13 protein-coding genes are annotated in these 12,566 nt (G+C 67.5%); 2 read left to right on the top strand and 11 right to left on the bottom strand.

Going from position 1 to position 12,566, the window contains the following annotated elements; translation table 11 throughout:
• Window positions 1–14: 14 nt before the first annotated feature.
• Entirely contained in the window at window positions 15–1,220 is a 1,206-nt protein-coding gene (locus ACFTSF_RS06210; protein WP_380152758.1) for an MFS transporter, read from the bottom strand.
• A gap of 67 nt (window positions 1,221–1,287) precedes the next feature.
• Here ACFTSF_RS06210 and ACFTSF_RS06215 point away from each other — a divergent pair, with 67 nt between their 5' ends.
• Window positions 1,288–1,701, top strand: coding sequence for a MerR family transcriptional regulator (locus tag ACFTSF_RS06215; RefSeq protein ID WP_380152759.1), 414 nt, complete (start codon window positions 1,288–1,290; stop codon window positions 1,699–1,701).
• On the opposite strand, the gene ACFTSF_RS06220 is transcribed toward ACFTSF_RS06215, so the two are convergent.
• From ACFTSF_RS06220 to ACFTSF_RS06265, 10 genes are read right to left on the bottom strand one after another with little or no spacing between them, the layout of a single operon-like run.
• A complete protein-coding gene (locus tag ACFTSF_RS06220; RefSeq protein WP_380152760.1) occupies window positions 1,644–2,576 on the bottom strand; it encodes a hypothetical protein in 933 nt (310 codons plus the stop codon). The two genes, ACFTSF_RS06215 and ACFTSF_RS06220, sit on opposite strands and share 58 nt — an antisense overlap.
• Window positions 2,551–3,804 (bottom strand): pyridoxal phosphate-dependent aminotransferase, encoded by a 1,254-nt coding sequence (locus ACFTSF_RS06225; protein WP_380152762.1) that lies wholly within the window; start codon window positions 3,802–3,804, stop codon window positions 2,551–2,553. The genes ACFTSF_RS06220 and ACFTSF_RS06225 overlap by 26 nt, the downstream gene beginning before the upstream one ends.
• A complete protein-coding gene (locus ACFTSF_RS06230; RefSeq protein WP_380152763.1) occupies window positions 3,801–5,363 on the bottom strand; it encodes an AMP-binding protein in 1,563 nt (520 codons plus the stop codon). Before ACFTSF_RS06230 ends, ACFTSF_RS06225 begins: the two co-directional genes overlap by 4 nt.
• Complete coding sequence (locus tag ACFTSF_RS06235) at window positions 5,360–6,469, bottom strand: Glu/Leu/Phe/Val dehydrogenase dimerization domain-containing protein (protein WP_380152764.1); 1,110 nt, start codon at window positions 6,467–6,469, stop codon at window positions 5,360–5,362. The genes ACFTSF_RS06230 and ACFTSF_RS06235 overlap by 4 nt, the downstream gene beginning before the upstream one ends.
• Before the next feature lie 13 nt (window positions 6,470–6,482).
• On the bottom strand, window positions 6,483–7,046 hold the full coding sequence (locus ACFTSF_RS06240; RefSeq protein WP_380152765.1) for a gamma-glutamyl-gamma-aminobutyrate hydrolase family protein: 564 nt from the start codon (window positions 7,044–7,046) through the stop codon (window positions 6,483–6,485).
• 2 nt (window positions 7,047–7,048) lie between these two features.
• On the bottom strand, window positions 7,049–7,891 hold the full coding sequence (locus tag ACFTSF_RS06245; RefSeq protein ID WP_380152766.1) for a hypothetical protein: 843 nt from the start codon (window positions 7,889–7,891) through the stop codon (window positions 7,049–7,051).
• Entirely contained in the window at window positions 7,888–8,943 is a 1,056-nt protein-coding gene (argC, locus tag ACFTSF_RS06250) for an N-acetyl-gamma-glutamyl-phosphate reductase (protein ID WP_380152767.1), read from the bottom strand. Before argC ends, ACFTSF_RS06245 begins: the two co-directional genes overlap by 4 nt.
• Window positions 8,940–9,794 (bottom strand): RimK family alpha-L-glutamate ligase, encoded by an 855-nt coding sequence (locus tag ACFTSF_RS06255; protein ID WP_380152768.1) that lies wholly within the window; start codon window positions 9,792–9,794, stop codon window positions 8,940–8,942. Before ACFTSF_RS06255 ends, argC begins: the two co-directional genes overlap by 4 nt.
• Window position 9,795: 1 nt before the next feature.
• The gene (locus tag ACFTSF_RS06260) at window positions 9,796–9,981 is read right to left on the bottom strand and encodes a hypothetical protein (protein WP_344155914.1); all 186 of its coding nucleotides are present in this window, start codon (window positions 9,979–9,981) and stop codon (window positions 9,796–9,798) included.
• Between the two features lie 31 nt (window positions 9,982–10,012).
• The gene (locus tag ACFTSF_RS06265; RefSeq protein ID WP_380152769.1) at window positions 10,013–11,167 is read right to left on the bottom strand and encodes a hypothetical protein; all 1,155 of its coding nucleotides are present in this window, start codon (window positions 11,165–11,167) and stop codon (window positions 10,013–10,015) included.
• A gap of 285 nt (window positions 11,168–11,452) precedes the next feature.
• Here ACFTSF_RS06265 and ACFTSF_RS06270 point away from each other — a divergent pair, with 285 nt between their 5' ends.
• Window positions 11,453–12,565 (top strand): acyl-CoA dehydrogenase family protein, encoded by a 1,113-nt coding sequence (locus tag ACFTSF_RS06270; protein WP_380152770.1) that lies wholly within the window; start codon window positions 11,453–11,455, stop codon window positions 12,563–12,565.
• Window position 12,566: the final 1 nt, after the last annotated feature.

Genomic DNA, 12,566 nt, shown 5'->3' on the forward strand with positions numbered 1-12,566 from the left:
GGCCTCTTCGGCGATCAGGCTGCGTTTGGTCGCCGGCTCGGGAAGCCGTGCTTGCGGGCGAGGACGGCAACCAGCAGCACGGGGACGACCAGCACGAGCACGCCCCAGGGGAACGATTTCGGGCCGAGGACCGCGAGCAGGATGCCGCCGACAGCGCCGCCGCCGGCCATGAACGAGTTCCACGTGGTCACCAGGAGCGCCTGCCCCCGATCGCCACCGGCGTCGGTGACGGCCGTCTGCAGCAGCGTCGTGACGCCACCCCAGCTCAGGCCCCAGATGACCATGGCCGCATAGACCACGAGGTCGCTGTCGGCCGCGAGTCCGAGCATCGCAGCCGCGATGACGAACATCGCCGCGGAGCCGATGGTCAACCCGCGCAGCTTGCGGTCGACCAGTGCGCCGGTGACCACGATGCTGACGACCGAGGCGATACCGAAGACCAGCAGTACGACGTCGCGCCGTCCGCCCATGTGGTACTCGTCGAGGAAGGTCGAGATGTAGGTGTAGAGGATGTTGTGCGCCAGTACCCAGGCCGCGACCGTGAACAGTACGGCGACGACGCCCGGAAGCTTGAGTGCCTTGAAGATCGGCTCACGCTGTCCGACCGGCTGGCCAGGTGTGGACGGGACGGACAGACCCATCCAGCCGAGCAGCAGGACCGAGAGTGCAGCCACGATGCCGAAGGTGACTCGCCAGCCGAAGAGGTTGCCGAGGAACGTGCCGACCGGGATGCCGAGAGCCAGTGCGAGGGGGACACCGGCCATCGTGATCGAGATGGCTCGGCCTTGCAGGTGCGGCGGTGCCAACCGGCGCGCGTAGCCGACCAGCTCGGCCCAGACCGCGGCCGCTGCGATACCGGCCAGCAGGCGGAAGCCCATGGTCAGCACGTAGCTGGAGGAGATCGCGGTGACGATGTTCGCGAGGCCGATCATGGCGACCGCGAGCAGCAGCAGTTTCTTGCGGTTCCAGGTCGCGGTCGCCACGGACAACGGGATCGCCGAGACGCCGGTCGCGATAGCATAAATCGTCAGCGACTGGCCTGCTGCGGACTCGCTGACCGATAGGTCGCGGGCCATTTCCGGCAGCACGCCGGCGGGTAGGGCCTCGGTCAGGATGCCGACGAACGCCGCGGTGCTCAGCGCCAGCAGGGGTGACCAGGGGAGCTTGTTGTTCCCGCCCCCGACGGGCGGTGGAGAGATCTCAGTCTGGGAAGCAGCCATGGGAGATATACTCAAACCTTCTCATTGATGTACAGGTCAAGGTCTTTGGACATGTGAGGTGCACCACATGCGGATCGGAACTCTGGCGGAGCGGACCGGGACGTCCCGGCGGTTGTTGCGCTACTACGAGGAGCAGGGCCTGATCGGCTCGCAGCGATCCGCCAACGGCTACCGCGACTACGCCGAGTCCTGTGTGGACAAGGTGATCCAGATCCGCGGCCTGCTGGACGCCGGACTGCCGACCCGGGTCATCCGGGAGGTCCTGCCGTGTATGGACACCCCGCGGGCGATCCGGATCTCCGCGCCCACCGTCGAGACGGTTGCGCTCCTCGAAGGCGAACGGGACCGGATGTCCGAGCGCATCCGCTTCCTCGAGCGCAACCGCGATGCCATCTCCGAGTACCTGGTCGCGGTCCGGGAGGCTCAGGCAGAGGGCGCCCCCCAGACCCCGAACCCGTCCGAGGCCGCGGTCTCCGCCTGACCGGCGTACACGACATCGTTGGCCAGGACGACGCCGTGGCTGGCGATGTCGAAGATGATCCGGTCGCCGTCGGCGATCCGGTAGCCCGCGTGCCAGCTGGCCTTGTCCGACCCGAGGAGCAGGTAGTTCACCAGGCCGGGCCGCCGCATGCCGGCGTACCCGAAGAGGTTGTCGACCATGTCCGGGACGCGCTGGAAGATCGAGTCGGCGCCGGCTGAGAAGTCACCCTTCCAGGCGACCTCGCCGTCACGCTCGATGATGATCTGCCCGGTGACAGTGGTCGGCGGTTCGCCGAGGAATAGCCACGGCGTCAGCGAGGTGTCACAGAGCTTCGCGTACGGCGTCCAGCCCCACGGGTTCTGCAGATGCAGCCCGATGTCGTTCAGGTCGTTGCCGAACGTGTAACCGGCGTAGTGCGGGTTGCCGAACTCGTCGTTGACGAAGACCAGTCCGACCTCGGGCTCCTCGAGCAGCTCGTCCGCCGTGGACGGCACGGTCAGCGGCCCGCCGTTCGTCTCCAGCCACGAGCCGAAGCCCTTGATCAGCCAGTTCGGCGCCTTGAACTCCTCGTCCGGGGCCGGCGGCGCCGGGAACTTGGAGCGATGCGTGCCCATGAACCCGGTGACGAGTGAGTTGTTCGAGGCCGGCAACAGCGGCGGCAGGAAGTGCACCTCCGGGTCGTCGGCCGAGACCGTGATCGTGTCGGTCCCGGAGGTCAGCGAGTCCAGCAGCGCCTGCGTGCCGCCACCGGCCAGTACGGCGTTCCGCAACTGGTCCTCGGCCACCGGGAACAGGGTGACCGGCGCATCGGTCGGCAACCCCACCCCCGCGTAGCGCCGGCCGCGGAACTCAACTTCGAAGATGACGGTGGACATTGCTCTCCTTGGTGTTGGTCAGGTGGGTCAGGACTTCGGTCAGGCGGTCGATGGACGCGCTGATCCAGGGCAGGGTGAGGGGGGCCTGCGCGGCTAGTGCGGCTGAGCGCTCGGCATCGGTTTCGCCGTACAGGCGGCTGGTCGCGGCCCGGATCCGCAGTGAGCGCTGGGGTTCGCCGAACGCCGTGCCGGGGAGCAGGGCGACGCCGTACCGGGTGCTGAGCAGCTCGGTGAGTTCGTCGCTGCTGTTGACGCCGAGCTGTCCGCGAAGCGGCTCGAAGTCGGGGTAGAGGTAACAGGTGGCTTGGACCGGGGCGAGTTCTGCGCCGATCGCGGTGAAGACAGCGGCAACTTCCCGTACGACGCGTTCGTGCAACCGGCGAGACGCCGCCACTCGCTCGATCACTTCCGGCGGTTCGGCCAAGGCGTACGCAGCCGCCGCCTGGACGGGAGCCGCCGTACTCGACCAGACCTGGCTGGCGATTCCGATGAGTTGGGTGCGGAGTTCGATGGTTGGCAGGCGGGCGATGCCGAGGCGCCAGCCGCCGACGGCCAGGTTCTTCGTCAGGCCGGTGGTGACGACTGTGCGTTCCGGTGCGTAGGTCGCTGGGGAAACGGTGGGTGCGTAGGCGAGATCGCAGTAGATCTCGTCGGAGATGATCACCAGGTCCAGTTCGCGCGCCACCTCGGCGAGCTCGCGAACCGTCTCGGGCTTGGCGATCGTTCCGGTCGGATTGTCCGGCAGTGTCACCACGACACTGCGCGGATTTCCACCTTTGGCTCTAGCGTTGAGCACCTGGCTGCGGAGCTCGGTCGGATCCGGTACGCCGCCTTCCCCCGGCCGCGTCCGTACCGGAATCGACTGCAGACCGGCGAGCTGCGCCTGCGCGGCATAGCTGACCCACGTCGGCACCGGTACGACGACATCGCCGCCGACCGCGAGCATCAGCGCGAACAGCAGTGGCTTGGTACCCGGTCCGCAGACCACGTCAGCCGGATCGGTCGGCAGACCGCGACGACTCCAGTAGCCCGCAGCCGCCAGCCGAAGTTCGGCCGAACCTGCCACCGGCCCGTACGCGTTCCGGCCGGCCGCCGCGATCAGGTGCTCGCGCAACTCCGGCAGAACCGGCAGCCCGATCTCACCGGTGGCCAGGAACAACACCTGCTCCCCGGCCAGCCGCCGCCGTTCAAACTCCTCGTCGGCGGCCAGGGTCGCGGACATCTTCATGCGTAGAGCTTTCGGAGTTCGACCTTGCGGACCTTGCCGGTCAACGTCTTCGGCAGCACGTCGACGACCTCCAACCGCTCGGGGTAGAACCGCTCGTCCTGTCCGGAATTGCGTAGGTGGACGTGGATCTCCTGGAGGGTTGGCCTGGTGTTGCCTTGGGCAACTGCTACGGCGAGGATCGGGTCGTCGGTCGAGCCCGTCGTGCCGACCAGTGCGGCCTCGGTGACCTTCGGGTGCTGGGAGATGACGGCTTCCAGCTCGGCCATCGGTACGACGACTCCGTCGCGCACGATGGTGTCCTTGGCCCGGCCGAGGATCCGGATCCCGCCGCGACCGTCTTCACGCGCGACGTCACCGGTGTCGAACCAGCCGTCCTCGGACACCTCGGCGTCGAACACGTCCTGCTGCTTGAAATACCCGAGCGCTTGCGATGCGCCGCGAACTCGCAGCCGCCCGACGGGAGCACGCTTCGACGGGTCGTGGCAGAGGTCGACCCGGATCTCCATCGAGTCGATCGGCCGGCCGTGGCTGTGCGCGGCCCAGTCCTGGTCGTAGTCGAGCCGGCTGATCGTGATCGGACCGAACTCCGACATCCCCCAGACCGAATACGTCCGCGATCCGAACGTCGATCGCATCTCGTCGACGAGCCCCTGGAGCACCGGCGCTGCACCGGTGACCGTGTGCTGAAGGCTCGAGACGTCGTGCGGATCGGCCTGCTGGACCCGTGCAACACCGCTGAGGGTTGGAGGGGGACCATACAGAAGCGTGGCGCGATAGCGCTCCACGAGGTCCAGCAGGCCGGCTTTGTCGGGACCGTCCTGGAAGGCGACCGTCCCGCCGAGCAAGACGCTGGCGAGCACCCCTTGGCCGAAGCCCGAGTAGTGCACCAGCGGTGTGGTGTTCGCGACGACCAGGTCGTCGCTGAGCATGAACGCGTCCACATAACCCCGTACGCCGGAATGCACGGTGTTCTGACTGTGGACAACGCCCTTGGAGAAACCCGTCGTGCCGGAGGTGAACAGCACGACGAACGGATCGTCTGGCCGCAGCTGTCGACCCGCGAGATCGGATGTGTCTTCCCAGCGCGTGCGAATGAAGTGGTCGTGGAACGCGGCCGTGCCGACCACCATCAGGTGCTCGAGCGGCAACTCGTCCTGCATGGCGCCGATATCGTCGGCCAGCTCCGGGATGGTGATGCACACCTTGACCTCGGTCAGTGCGAGGCGGTGGTGCAGTTCGTCACCTTGGCACTCGGGAGCAATCGGAACGATGACCGCGCCGACCGCCATGGTGGCGAACATCAGCGGCACGATCTCCCACCGGTTCGGCAGCTGGACCGCGACGGTGTCGCCGCGCTCAACCCCCAGCTGCAGAAGGGCTCCCGCGAATCGGTCCGTCAGCGTGGACAGCTCCGAGTAGTCCAGAGTGTCGGTGTGGGCCTCTTCAAGGCGGCGGCCAGCGATGGCGAGCTTGCGGGGCCGTTCGCGAGCCTGCTTGCGCAGGTCGTCGAGGAACGTGTCGTCCCGCCACCAGCCGCGACGCCGGTACTCCGCAGTCATCGGCCGCGCTCCGCACGTCGTACGGCGAGGAGTTCGGGCAGCGGATCGCCCGCGCCGGCCTTGGCAATCTCCAGCAGTGCCTGGGTGTTGAGCTTCACGCGGTTGCCGACCCAGTCGAAGACCCACGCCTTGCGGGCCTCGGCCTCGAGATCGAACGGTACGACGCGCGTGACCGCGAGCGCCGCCGAGGCCGCGCCACCGATGTTGGCGATCACGCCAGGGACCAGTACGGCGCCGGCCGCGCGCGCCTTCTCCTGAGCCTCGGGAGTGGAGGCAATATTGGCGCCTTCGACAACGAGTTCGGCCCGGAGCCGGTGCACGTTCTCGTCGTTCAGCGCGCGCTTCTGGGCGGCGAGGATGAGCAGGTCCGCGTCGACATCCAGCCAGGCGTCCGATTCACTCGACACCGTGACGTTGGCCGGCAAGCGAGTGCGGTCGATCCGGCCGAACTCGTCGGTGATCGCGATCAGGTCGTCGACCGGCAGCCGGTCGGCGCTGATCGTGCCGTCGATGTCGGCAACCCCGACAACCACGTGGCCGCGGGCCTGGAGGAACTGCGCGACCGCGCGGCCGACCGCGCCGAAGCCTTGTACGACGACCCGCGCCTGCTTGCGTCCGCTCGCCTCCAGCGCGGTCACCGCGCCGACGCCGACACCGTGGCCGGTGCAGTCGATCAGCGGCTCGTAGTACGTCCGCCAGTCGATCGGCATGTCCGGGGCGCCGAGGCGGTAGCGCGGGTCGTACTTCGCCTCTTCGAAGAAGATCGCGCGGTCGGCCGGGGTCACGCCCATGTCGATGCCGAGGTGGATTCCCCCGTGCAGCAAGGGTTTCACGGTCCGGCCGAAGGTCTTGAACGTGGTCTCCCGATCAGTGCCGTCGGAGACGATGCCGGCCTTCGCGCCGCCGATCGGCAGACCGGCCAGGGTGAACTTGTGGGTCATGTCGCGGGCCAGCCCGGCCACCTCCGCCTCGGTGACCCCGGGCGTCATCCGGGTACCGCCCATACCGAGGCCGTCGTACAGGGAGTCGATGACGACCCAGCCCTTGATCTCGCCGCCGGCGCCGTTCAGGTGCACGGTCAGGGCGGGCTTGTCGTGCTCAGTCATGCGAGAAGTCCTTTCAGAGGAAGAGCTGGGCGAAACCGCGGAGGATCTCGCGGCCGTCGTCGCGGAACTCGAGGTGGGCCTGGGATCCGAAGATCCGGCCGTCGTCCGAGCGCAGGAACTCGACCGGCGCGTGGTCCGAGCGGCCGATGGACCGGAAGCCGGCCGGTGCCGCCTGCAGATAGAGGGTGTGCCGGTGGAAGACCGTCACGGTCGGCTTCACGAAGGTGAACAGCGCCTCGCTCTTGTCCACCTCGGCGTCGTGCCCGCCCACCCGCTGCTCACCCTCGGCCAGCTCCGCGCCTTGGGAGACAGCGATGATCTGCATCCCGCCGCAGATCCCGAAGACCGGGACGTCCGAGGTCATCACGAGATCGATCAGCGGCTTGTAGTACTCGGTGTCGTAGGCCCGCACCTTGGTCCCGCTCAGCACGATCGCCTGGTGACTGCCGTTCAGCCTCGACGGCACCTCGGTGCTGCTGACCACATCGGTCGCCGCACCGAAGTCCTCGAACCGCTTCCGGAGCTGAGGCAGAGACAAGGTCTTGTTGTTGACGACCAGCACACGAGCTTGCGCCATGGTCACTGCTCCTTAAGGGCTTGGGTGGCGGTGCCGTCGCGGCCGGGCGCCAGCTCTGAGGCGGGAGCTCGGGTGATCACGGTTCCGGTGCGTCCGGCTAACAGGTCGGAGACGGGGGCGCTGCCGATGACGACCTCGGCCACGCCTTGCTCCAAGGCCTCGCCAGCGGCGCGCAGCTTCTTGCGCATGCCTCCGGTGGCGCCCTTGTCGCGGAAGGCCGCGGCTGCGTCGGCGTCGATCCGCGATACCGGCTGGTCGTCGATCAGCAGGTGCGCCACGTCGGTGACCAGGACGAGGTTGGTTGCCCCGATCGCACCCGCGATGGCCGCAGCTGCCCGGTCGGCATCGGTGTTGACCTCTTGGCCGAGCTCATTGCTGGCCAGCGGCGTGACCAGGTAGACGTGGCCGGGGCGGAGATTCTTGAGCACGCTCGGCTCGACCTTGGTGATCGGGCCGACCAGGTTCTCCAGTTCCACCAATTGCTTGCCCTGCCACCACCAGCGCTCGCCGGGGCCGGCGTACACGAGACCGTCGCTGCCGAGCTTCCGCTCGAGCGTGATCCCGCGGTACTCCAACCGGGTAGCGACGTCGTCGGCCATCACCGTGCTGACCGTCTTGATGTCCTCGATCACCTCGGTCGTGGTCCAGCGACTCTGGTTGCCGTAGCGGTCGCGCAGGATCGCGGACGGGTCGCTGTACCGCGAGCTGAGCTGCTTGAGCGGCTTCGACCAGCCGTGCACCAGTACGACGGGGTGTTCCGCGGCGTGCACGGCCAAGTCGTTCCACCAGGCGCCGGCCAGGTCGTCGAGGCAGCTGCCACCGAGTTTGACCACGATCGGGCTCATGCGGGCATCACCGGTTGCATCGTCAGCCCACTCTCCTCGGGCAGTTCGAACCGCAGGTTGGCGGCCTGAATCGCTTGTCCGGCAGCGCCCTTGACGAGGTTGTCGAGCGCTGCGAGAGCCACGATCCGCTTGGCCTCTTCGTCGTACAGGACGGTCACGTCGCAGTAGTTGGAGCCGAGCACAGCCTGCGGATCCGGGACCGGGATCAGCGTTTCGTTGTGCCGCCGTACGCGGACGAACTGCTTGCCCTTGTAGAAGCGGGTGTACGCCCGGTGCAGGTCGCGCAGGTTGACCTCGGCGTCGGTGAAGACATAGCTGCTCGTCATCAGGCCGCGGACGTGCGAGACGCCGTACGCCGACATGGACAGCGAACCGATGGTTCCGGGCTTGGCGCGCTCGAAGAAGTCGCGAACCTCACCGGCATGGCGGTGGCCGGTGGGGGAGTACGGGGCGATCGCGCCGTTGCGGAGCGGGTGCAGGTCTGTCATGCGCATCGACAGACCACCACCGGACGAACCGCTCTTGCCGTCGATCACCACCGTCTTGAGGTCCAGGCCGAGCTCGAGGGTGAGCGGGGCGAGGGCGAGCGTGATGGAGGTGGCGTAGCAGCCTGGCAACGAGATGAGGGTTGCTTGTGGCAACTGATCGCCGATGAGCTCGGGGACGCCGTACACGAAGCGGTCGGCGAGCTCGGTGCTGCGGTTGACCTTCGGGTACCAGCGGTCGTGCAGCTCGGTGGTGCGGATCCGGAACGCGCCGCTGAGGTCGATGATCGTCGGCCCTTTGTCGGCCAGCAGCTGGGCAAGTTCGGCCGACACTGGCGCGGGGGTGGCGAGGAACAGTACGTCGACTTTGTCGGCGACGTCCGCGGTTACCTCTTGGACCGTCAGCCCGAGGTCCATTCGCAGGCCTGGGTGCAGTTCGGCCGGGCGGCGGCCGAGGTTCGACGAACCACCGAGGAACGTGAGCTCCAGCTCGGGATGCTGGACGATCAGTCGGATCAGGTCGCCGCCGGCCAGCCCGGAGGCGCCGACGATTCCGGCCCGGATCATCCGAGCACCTCCTCGAGATAGTTGCCGATGGCCACGGCCACGTCGACACCGGTCGCGGTGGCGACACCGCGGAACCCCGGTGCGTGGTTGACCTCGTTCACGACGTAACCCTTCGGCGTACGGAAGAGGTCGACGCCGTAGATGCCGGGGCCGAGGACGTCGAGAACACCGCTGACGATCTTGGCGACGTACGGGTCGTCCGCCGCGGCACGACTGGTGTTGCCGAGGGCCGCGTTGTTGCGCCAGTCCTCGCCGCCGGTGCTGAACTCGGCGACACCGACCAGCTCGGTGCCGACGACCAGGCAGCGCACCGAGGCGCCGCCGGCCAGGAACGGTTCGACCAGACAGGCCTGCTCGAACGCGTGACCGAGATCCTCGACATAGTCGTAGACGGAGTGGGCGAGATCCGATTCGCGGATCAACGTGACGCGCTTGCCCATCCCGCCGTACACGGGTTTGAGGACGACCGGTAGCTCGAACTCGGTGAGTGCCTTGGTGAAGTCGGAGCGGGAGAAGACCATCCGGAACTCCGGGACCGGGATGCCGGCTTTGCGGAGCGCGGTCCGGAGGACAGCCTTGTTCTCACACAGATTGATGGCGTGCGCCGAGTTGATCACCCGGGTGCCGGACTCCTCGGCCAGGGTGGCGATCAGACCACCCCGGGTGTAGCTCCGGCTGCGCAGCAGTACGGCGTCGAAGCCGGCCAGCGCCGAGGCGTCCGGGTTGCCCAGGCAGAGCGACTCGTCGTTGATCCACTCGACGGACAGGCCCAACTCGGGCCCGGCCTGGATCAGTTGCCGCTCCTCCCAGGCGATCCGGTCCGCGACGATCGCGATGGACTTCGTGGGCATCTCACTGCCCCCAGTCGCGCAACTGCACCTCGACCATCGACAGGCGCAGCTGGCCGTCCTCGATGCCCTCGACGCGCAGCGTCAGCATGCACTCGGGGCAGGAGAAGGTCTCGCCCTGGACGAGCGCGGGAACGGTCAGGTCGGTCTCACACTCGGGGCAGACACCGGAAAGGGTGGCGGTGGACATCGGTGAACTCCAGTCTTCTTTTAAGGGTGGTTTAGATTGCCTGGAAGTCGACGGCGGCTTTACGGATGCCGTCGCGATCGAGCAAGTGGCGGCCGGTCTCTTCCTGCCGGGTGATCAACCACGGGGTGAATTCGTCGACATCGACCGTCAGGTCGGAATCCTTCAATGCCCATTTGACCAATGCTGGGGTCAGTCGGGTGCGGACCAGGAGTTCGCGGGAATTGCCGACCAATTCCGCCGGAACGGTTTCGTAGGCTTCCGGGTTGGTGAGTTGCCCCGGCAATTCGTAGGCGAAGGCGTGCGGTGATGTCGGTCCCGACTGGAACGCCGTACCGAGGCCGGCGCCGCGCAGCGCGACCTTGGACAGCTCGGTCAGGTGCGACAGGTCGAACCGGTCGTCGCCGTGCACGATGCGCAGCGCCATCAGCAGCTCGGCCAGGGGTGCGTTGCCGCCGCGTTCGCCGATGCCGCCGACGGTCGCGGAGATCCACTTGGCGCCGGCGCGGATCGCGGCGAGCGAGTTCGCCACGGCCATGCCCAGCATGTTGTGCGAGTGGATCTCGATCTCGGAACCGTCGATCTCGGTGAGGCTCGCGATCTGGTCCTGCATCTGCCACGGCGACAAGTAGGCGACCGTCTCGGCGACGCGGAACCGGTCGGCGCCGACCGCGAAACCGGCTGTGACATAGGGAACCAAGCGCTCCTTGGGGGTGCGAGCGCCGTCCTCACCGCTGAAGGTGACGTGGAAGCCGCGGTCCTTGGCCTGCGTGATCGCGGACTTCGCCAGCGCCTCGAGGAAGCGCGGGCTGGGCGATCCGAGCTTGAGCTTGGCGTGCTGCTCCGAGGTCGGGATCGAGTACATAATGTGGTGGACGCCGAGCCGCTGCGCCTCGTCCAAGGCGGTGGCGACCTGCTGGCGGTCGCGGACCACCACGAGCGACATGCTGCGCTCGGGACCGATCGCCTCGTGGGTGGCCTCGATCAGGTTCGCGTCCTTGCTGTTCGGGCCCGAGATCATGCCGACCTCGACGAGCTCGATGCCGGTCTTCACCAGCAGATCGGCAATGATCGCCGCGTCCTGCGGGCCGAATTCGACCCCGGCCATGTGGGCCGAGTCCCGCAAAGTGGCGTCGGACAATCGGGGCCGGATTTCCTGCCCGTCGTCGGTGCTTACCGCTGATTCCATTGCGTTTGTGCTCCCTTGGCTGCGGATGGCGAGTTTCCGGCCGCGGGGCAGCCCCGGTGTCGTGAAAGCGGGGCGGCTTCGCGAGCTGTTCACAACCTTGCGGGGGCCGGACCAGGCGGGGCAAGCGGGTCTGTGTCAAGGATTGTGGAGCCTTGTGAGGCCGAGCGAGGATGCGTGTCGAAATCTGCCGACCGGTGGTTTTTCGTGATGATTCCGGATCTCCTGGGGATTCACGGATACGTTTCCTGAGATCTGGCCCGCAGTTGTGAAGGGAAGGGATTCAGCGTGCTTCCGAAATTCCCTGGTGACAGCATTGACGGTGCTGGGGCGGTGATCGAGCAGGTCCGGCAGCTGGCCGGTCATCTCGCTCGTCCGACCGTCGCCACGCGCGATCGGCACCGCGAATGGGACGAGACCCTGTTCAAGGCTCTGACGGTTCCGGGCACCTTCGGTGGCGGGCTGACCGCCGTACAGACGGCTGCGTTGCTGACGGCGTTGGGGGAGGGATCGCAGGATCCTGGGCTCGCTCTCGCCGTTGCTACGCACGCGGTGCTGGTGACTGTGCCACTGCGGACCTTCGGGACCGAAGCGCAGCGGTCGCGTTATCTGCCGTCGATTGCGGCTGGTGATTGGATCGGTGGGCTGTCGTTGCTGCAGACCTCCGGTGGCCGGGCGGTGGTGACGGCCCGAGCTGCTGGTGCCGACTGGGTGCTGTCCGGTGCCCTCGAACTGGTTGCCCTCGGCCCCAAAGCTCATCACTTCCTGGTGATCGCCGAGCACAGCACCGGGTCTCGTACTGCGTTCCTGGTCGACGCCGACACCCCTGGTCTTTTCATCGAGGAGTCGACGCCGGCGGCGCTGCGCACGTGTCCGTGGGGACGGGTTGTCTTCGACGACTGTCAGGTGCCGGCCGATGCCGTCCTCGGTGCGGTGGGCGCCGCCGCTACTTCGGTTGAGCCGCTGCTGGCTGCGCTCGACTGGGTCTTCGTCAGCGCTGCGTGGCTGGGCATCCTCCGTGCTCTCGCGACCGACTCGCTCGCCGCCTCCCGCACGCGTGAGTTGCGTGGCGCTCACGTGCTGGATTCTCAGTCGGCCCGCTTCACCTTGGCCGACTTGGCCATTCAGAACGAACTCGTCTCCGGACTCCTTGTGAAGGTGGCCGCTCAGCTCGACGAATCCGCGCCGACCGCGTACCAGGACGCGGCATCCGCCCGCCTGTTCACGGCATCCGCCGTACGGGCTGTGACTGAGGCCGCGGCGGAGCTGGCCGGTCCGGCGGCCGCGGATGAGGGGCAGTTGGTGGATCGCGCGTACCGCGATGCGCGCTTCTTCGTCTCGTCCGGTGGCGGTTCGGAAGTCCTGCGCCCTGTGATCGCCGCGTCGATTCTTGAGGATTGAT

The organism is Kribbella sp. NPDC056951 (assembly GCF_042674205.1).
Lineage (GTDB): Bacteria > Actinomycetota > Actinomycetes > Propionibacteriales > Kribbellaceae > Kribbella > Kribbella yunnanensis.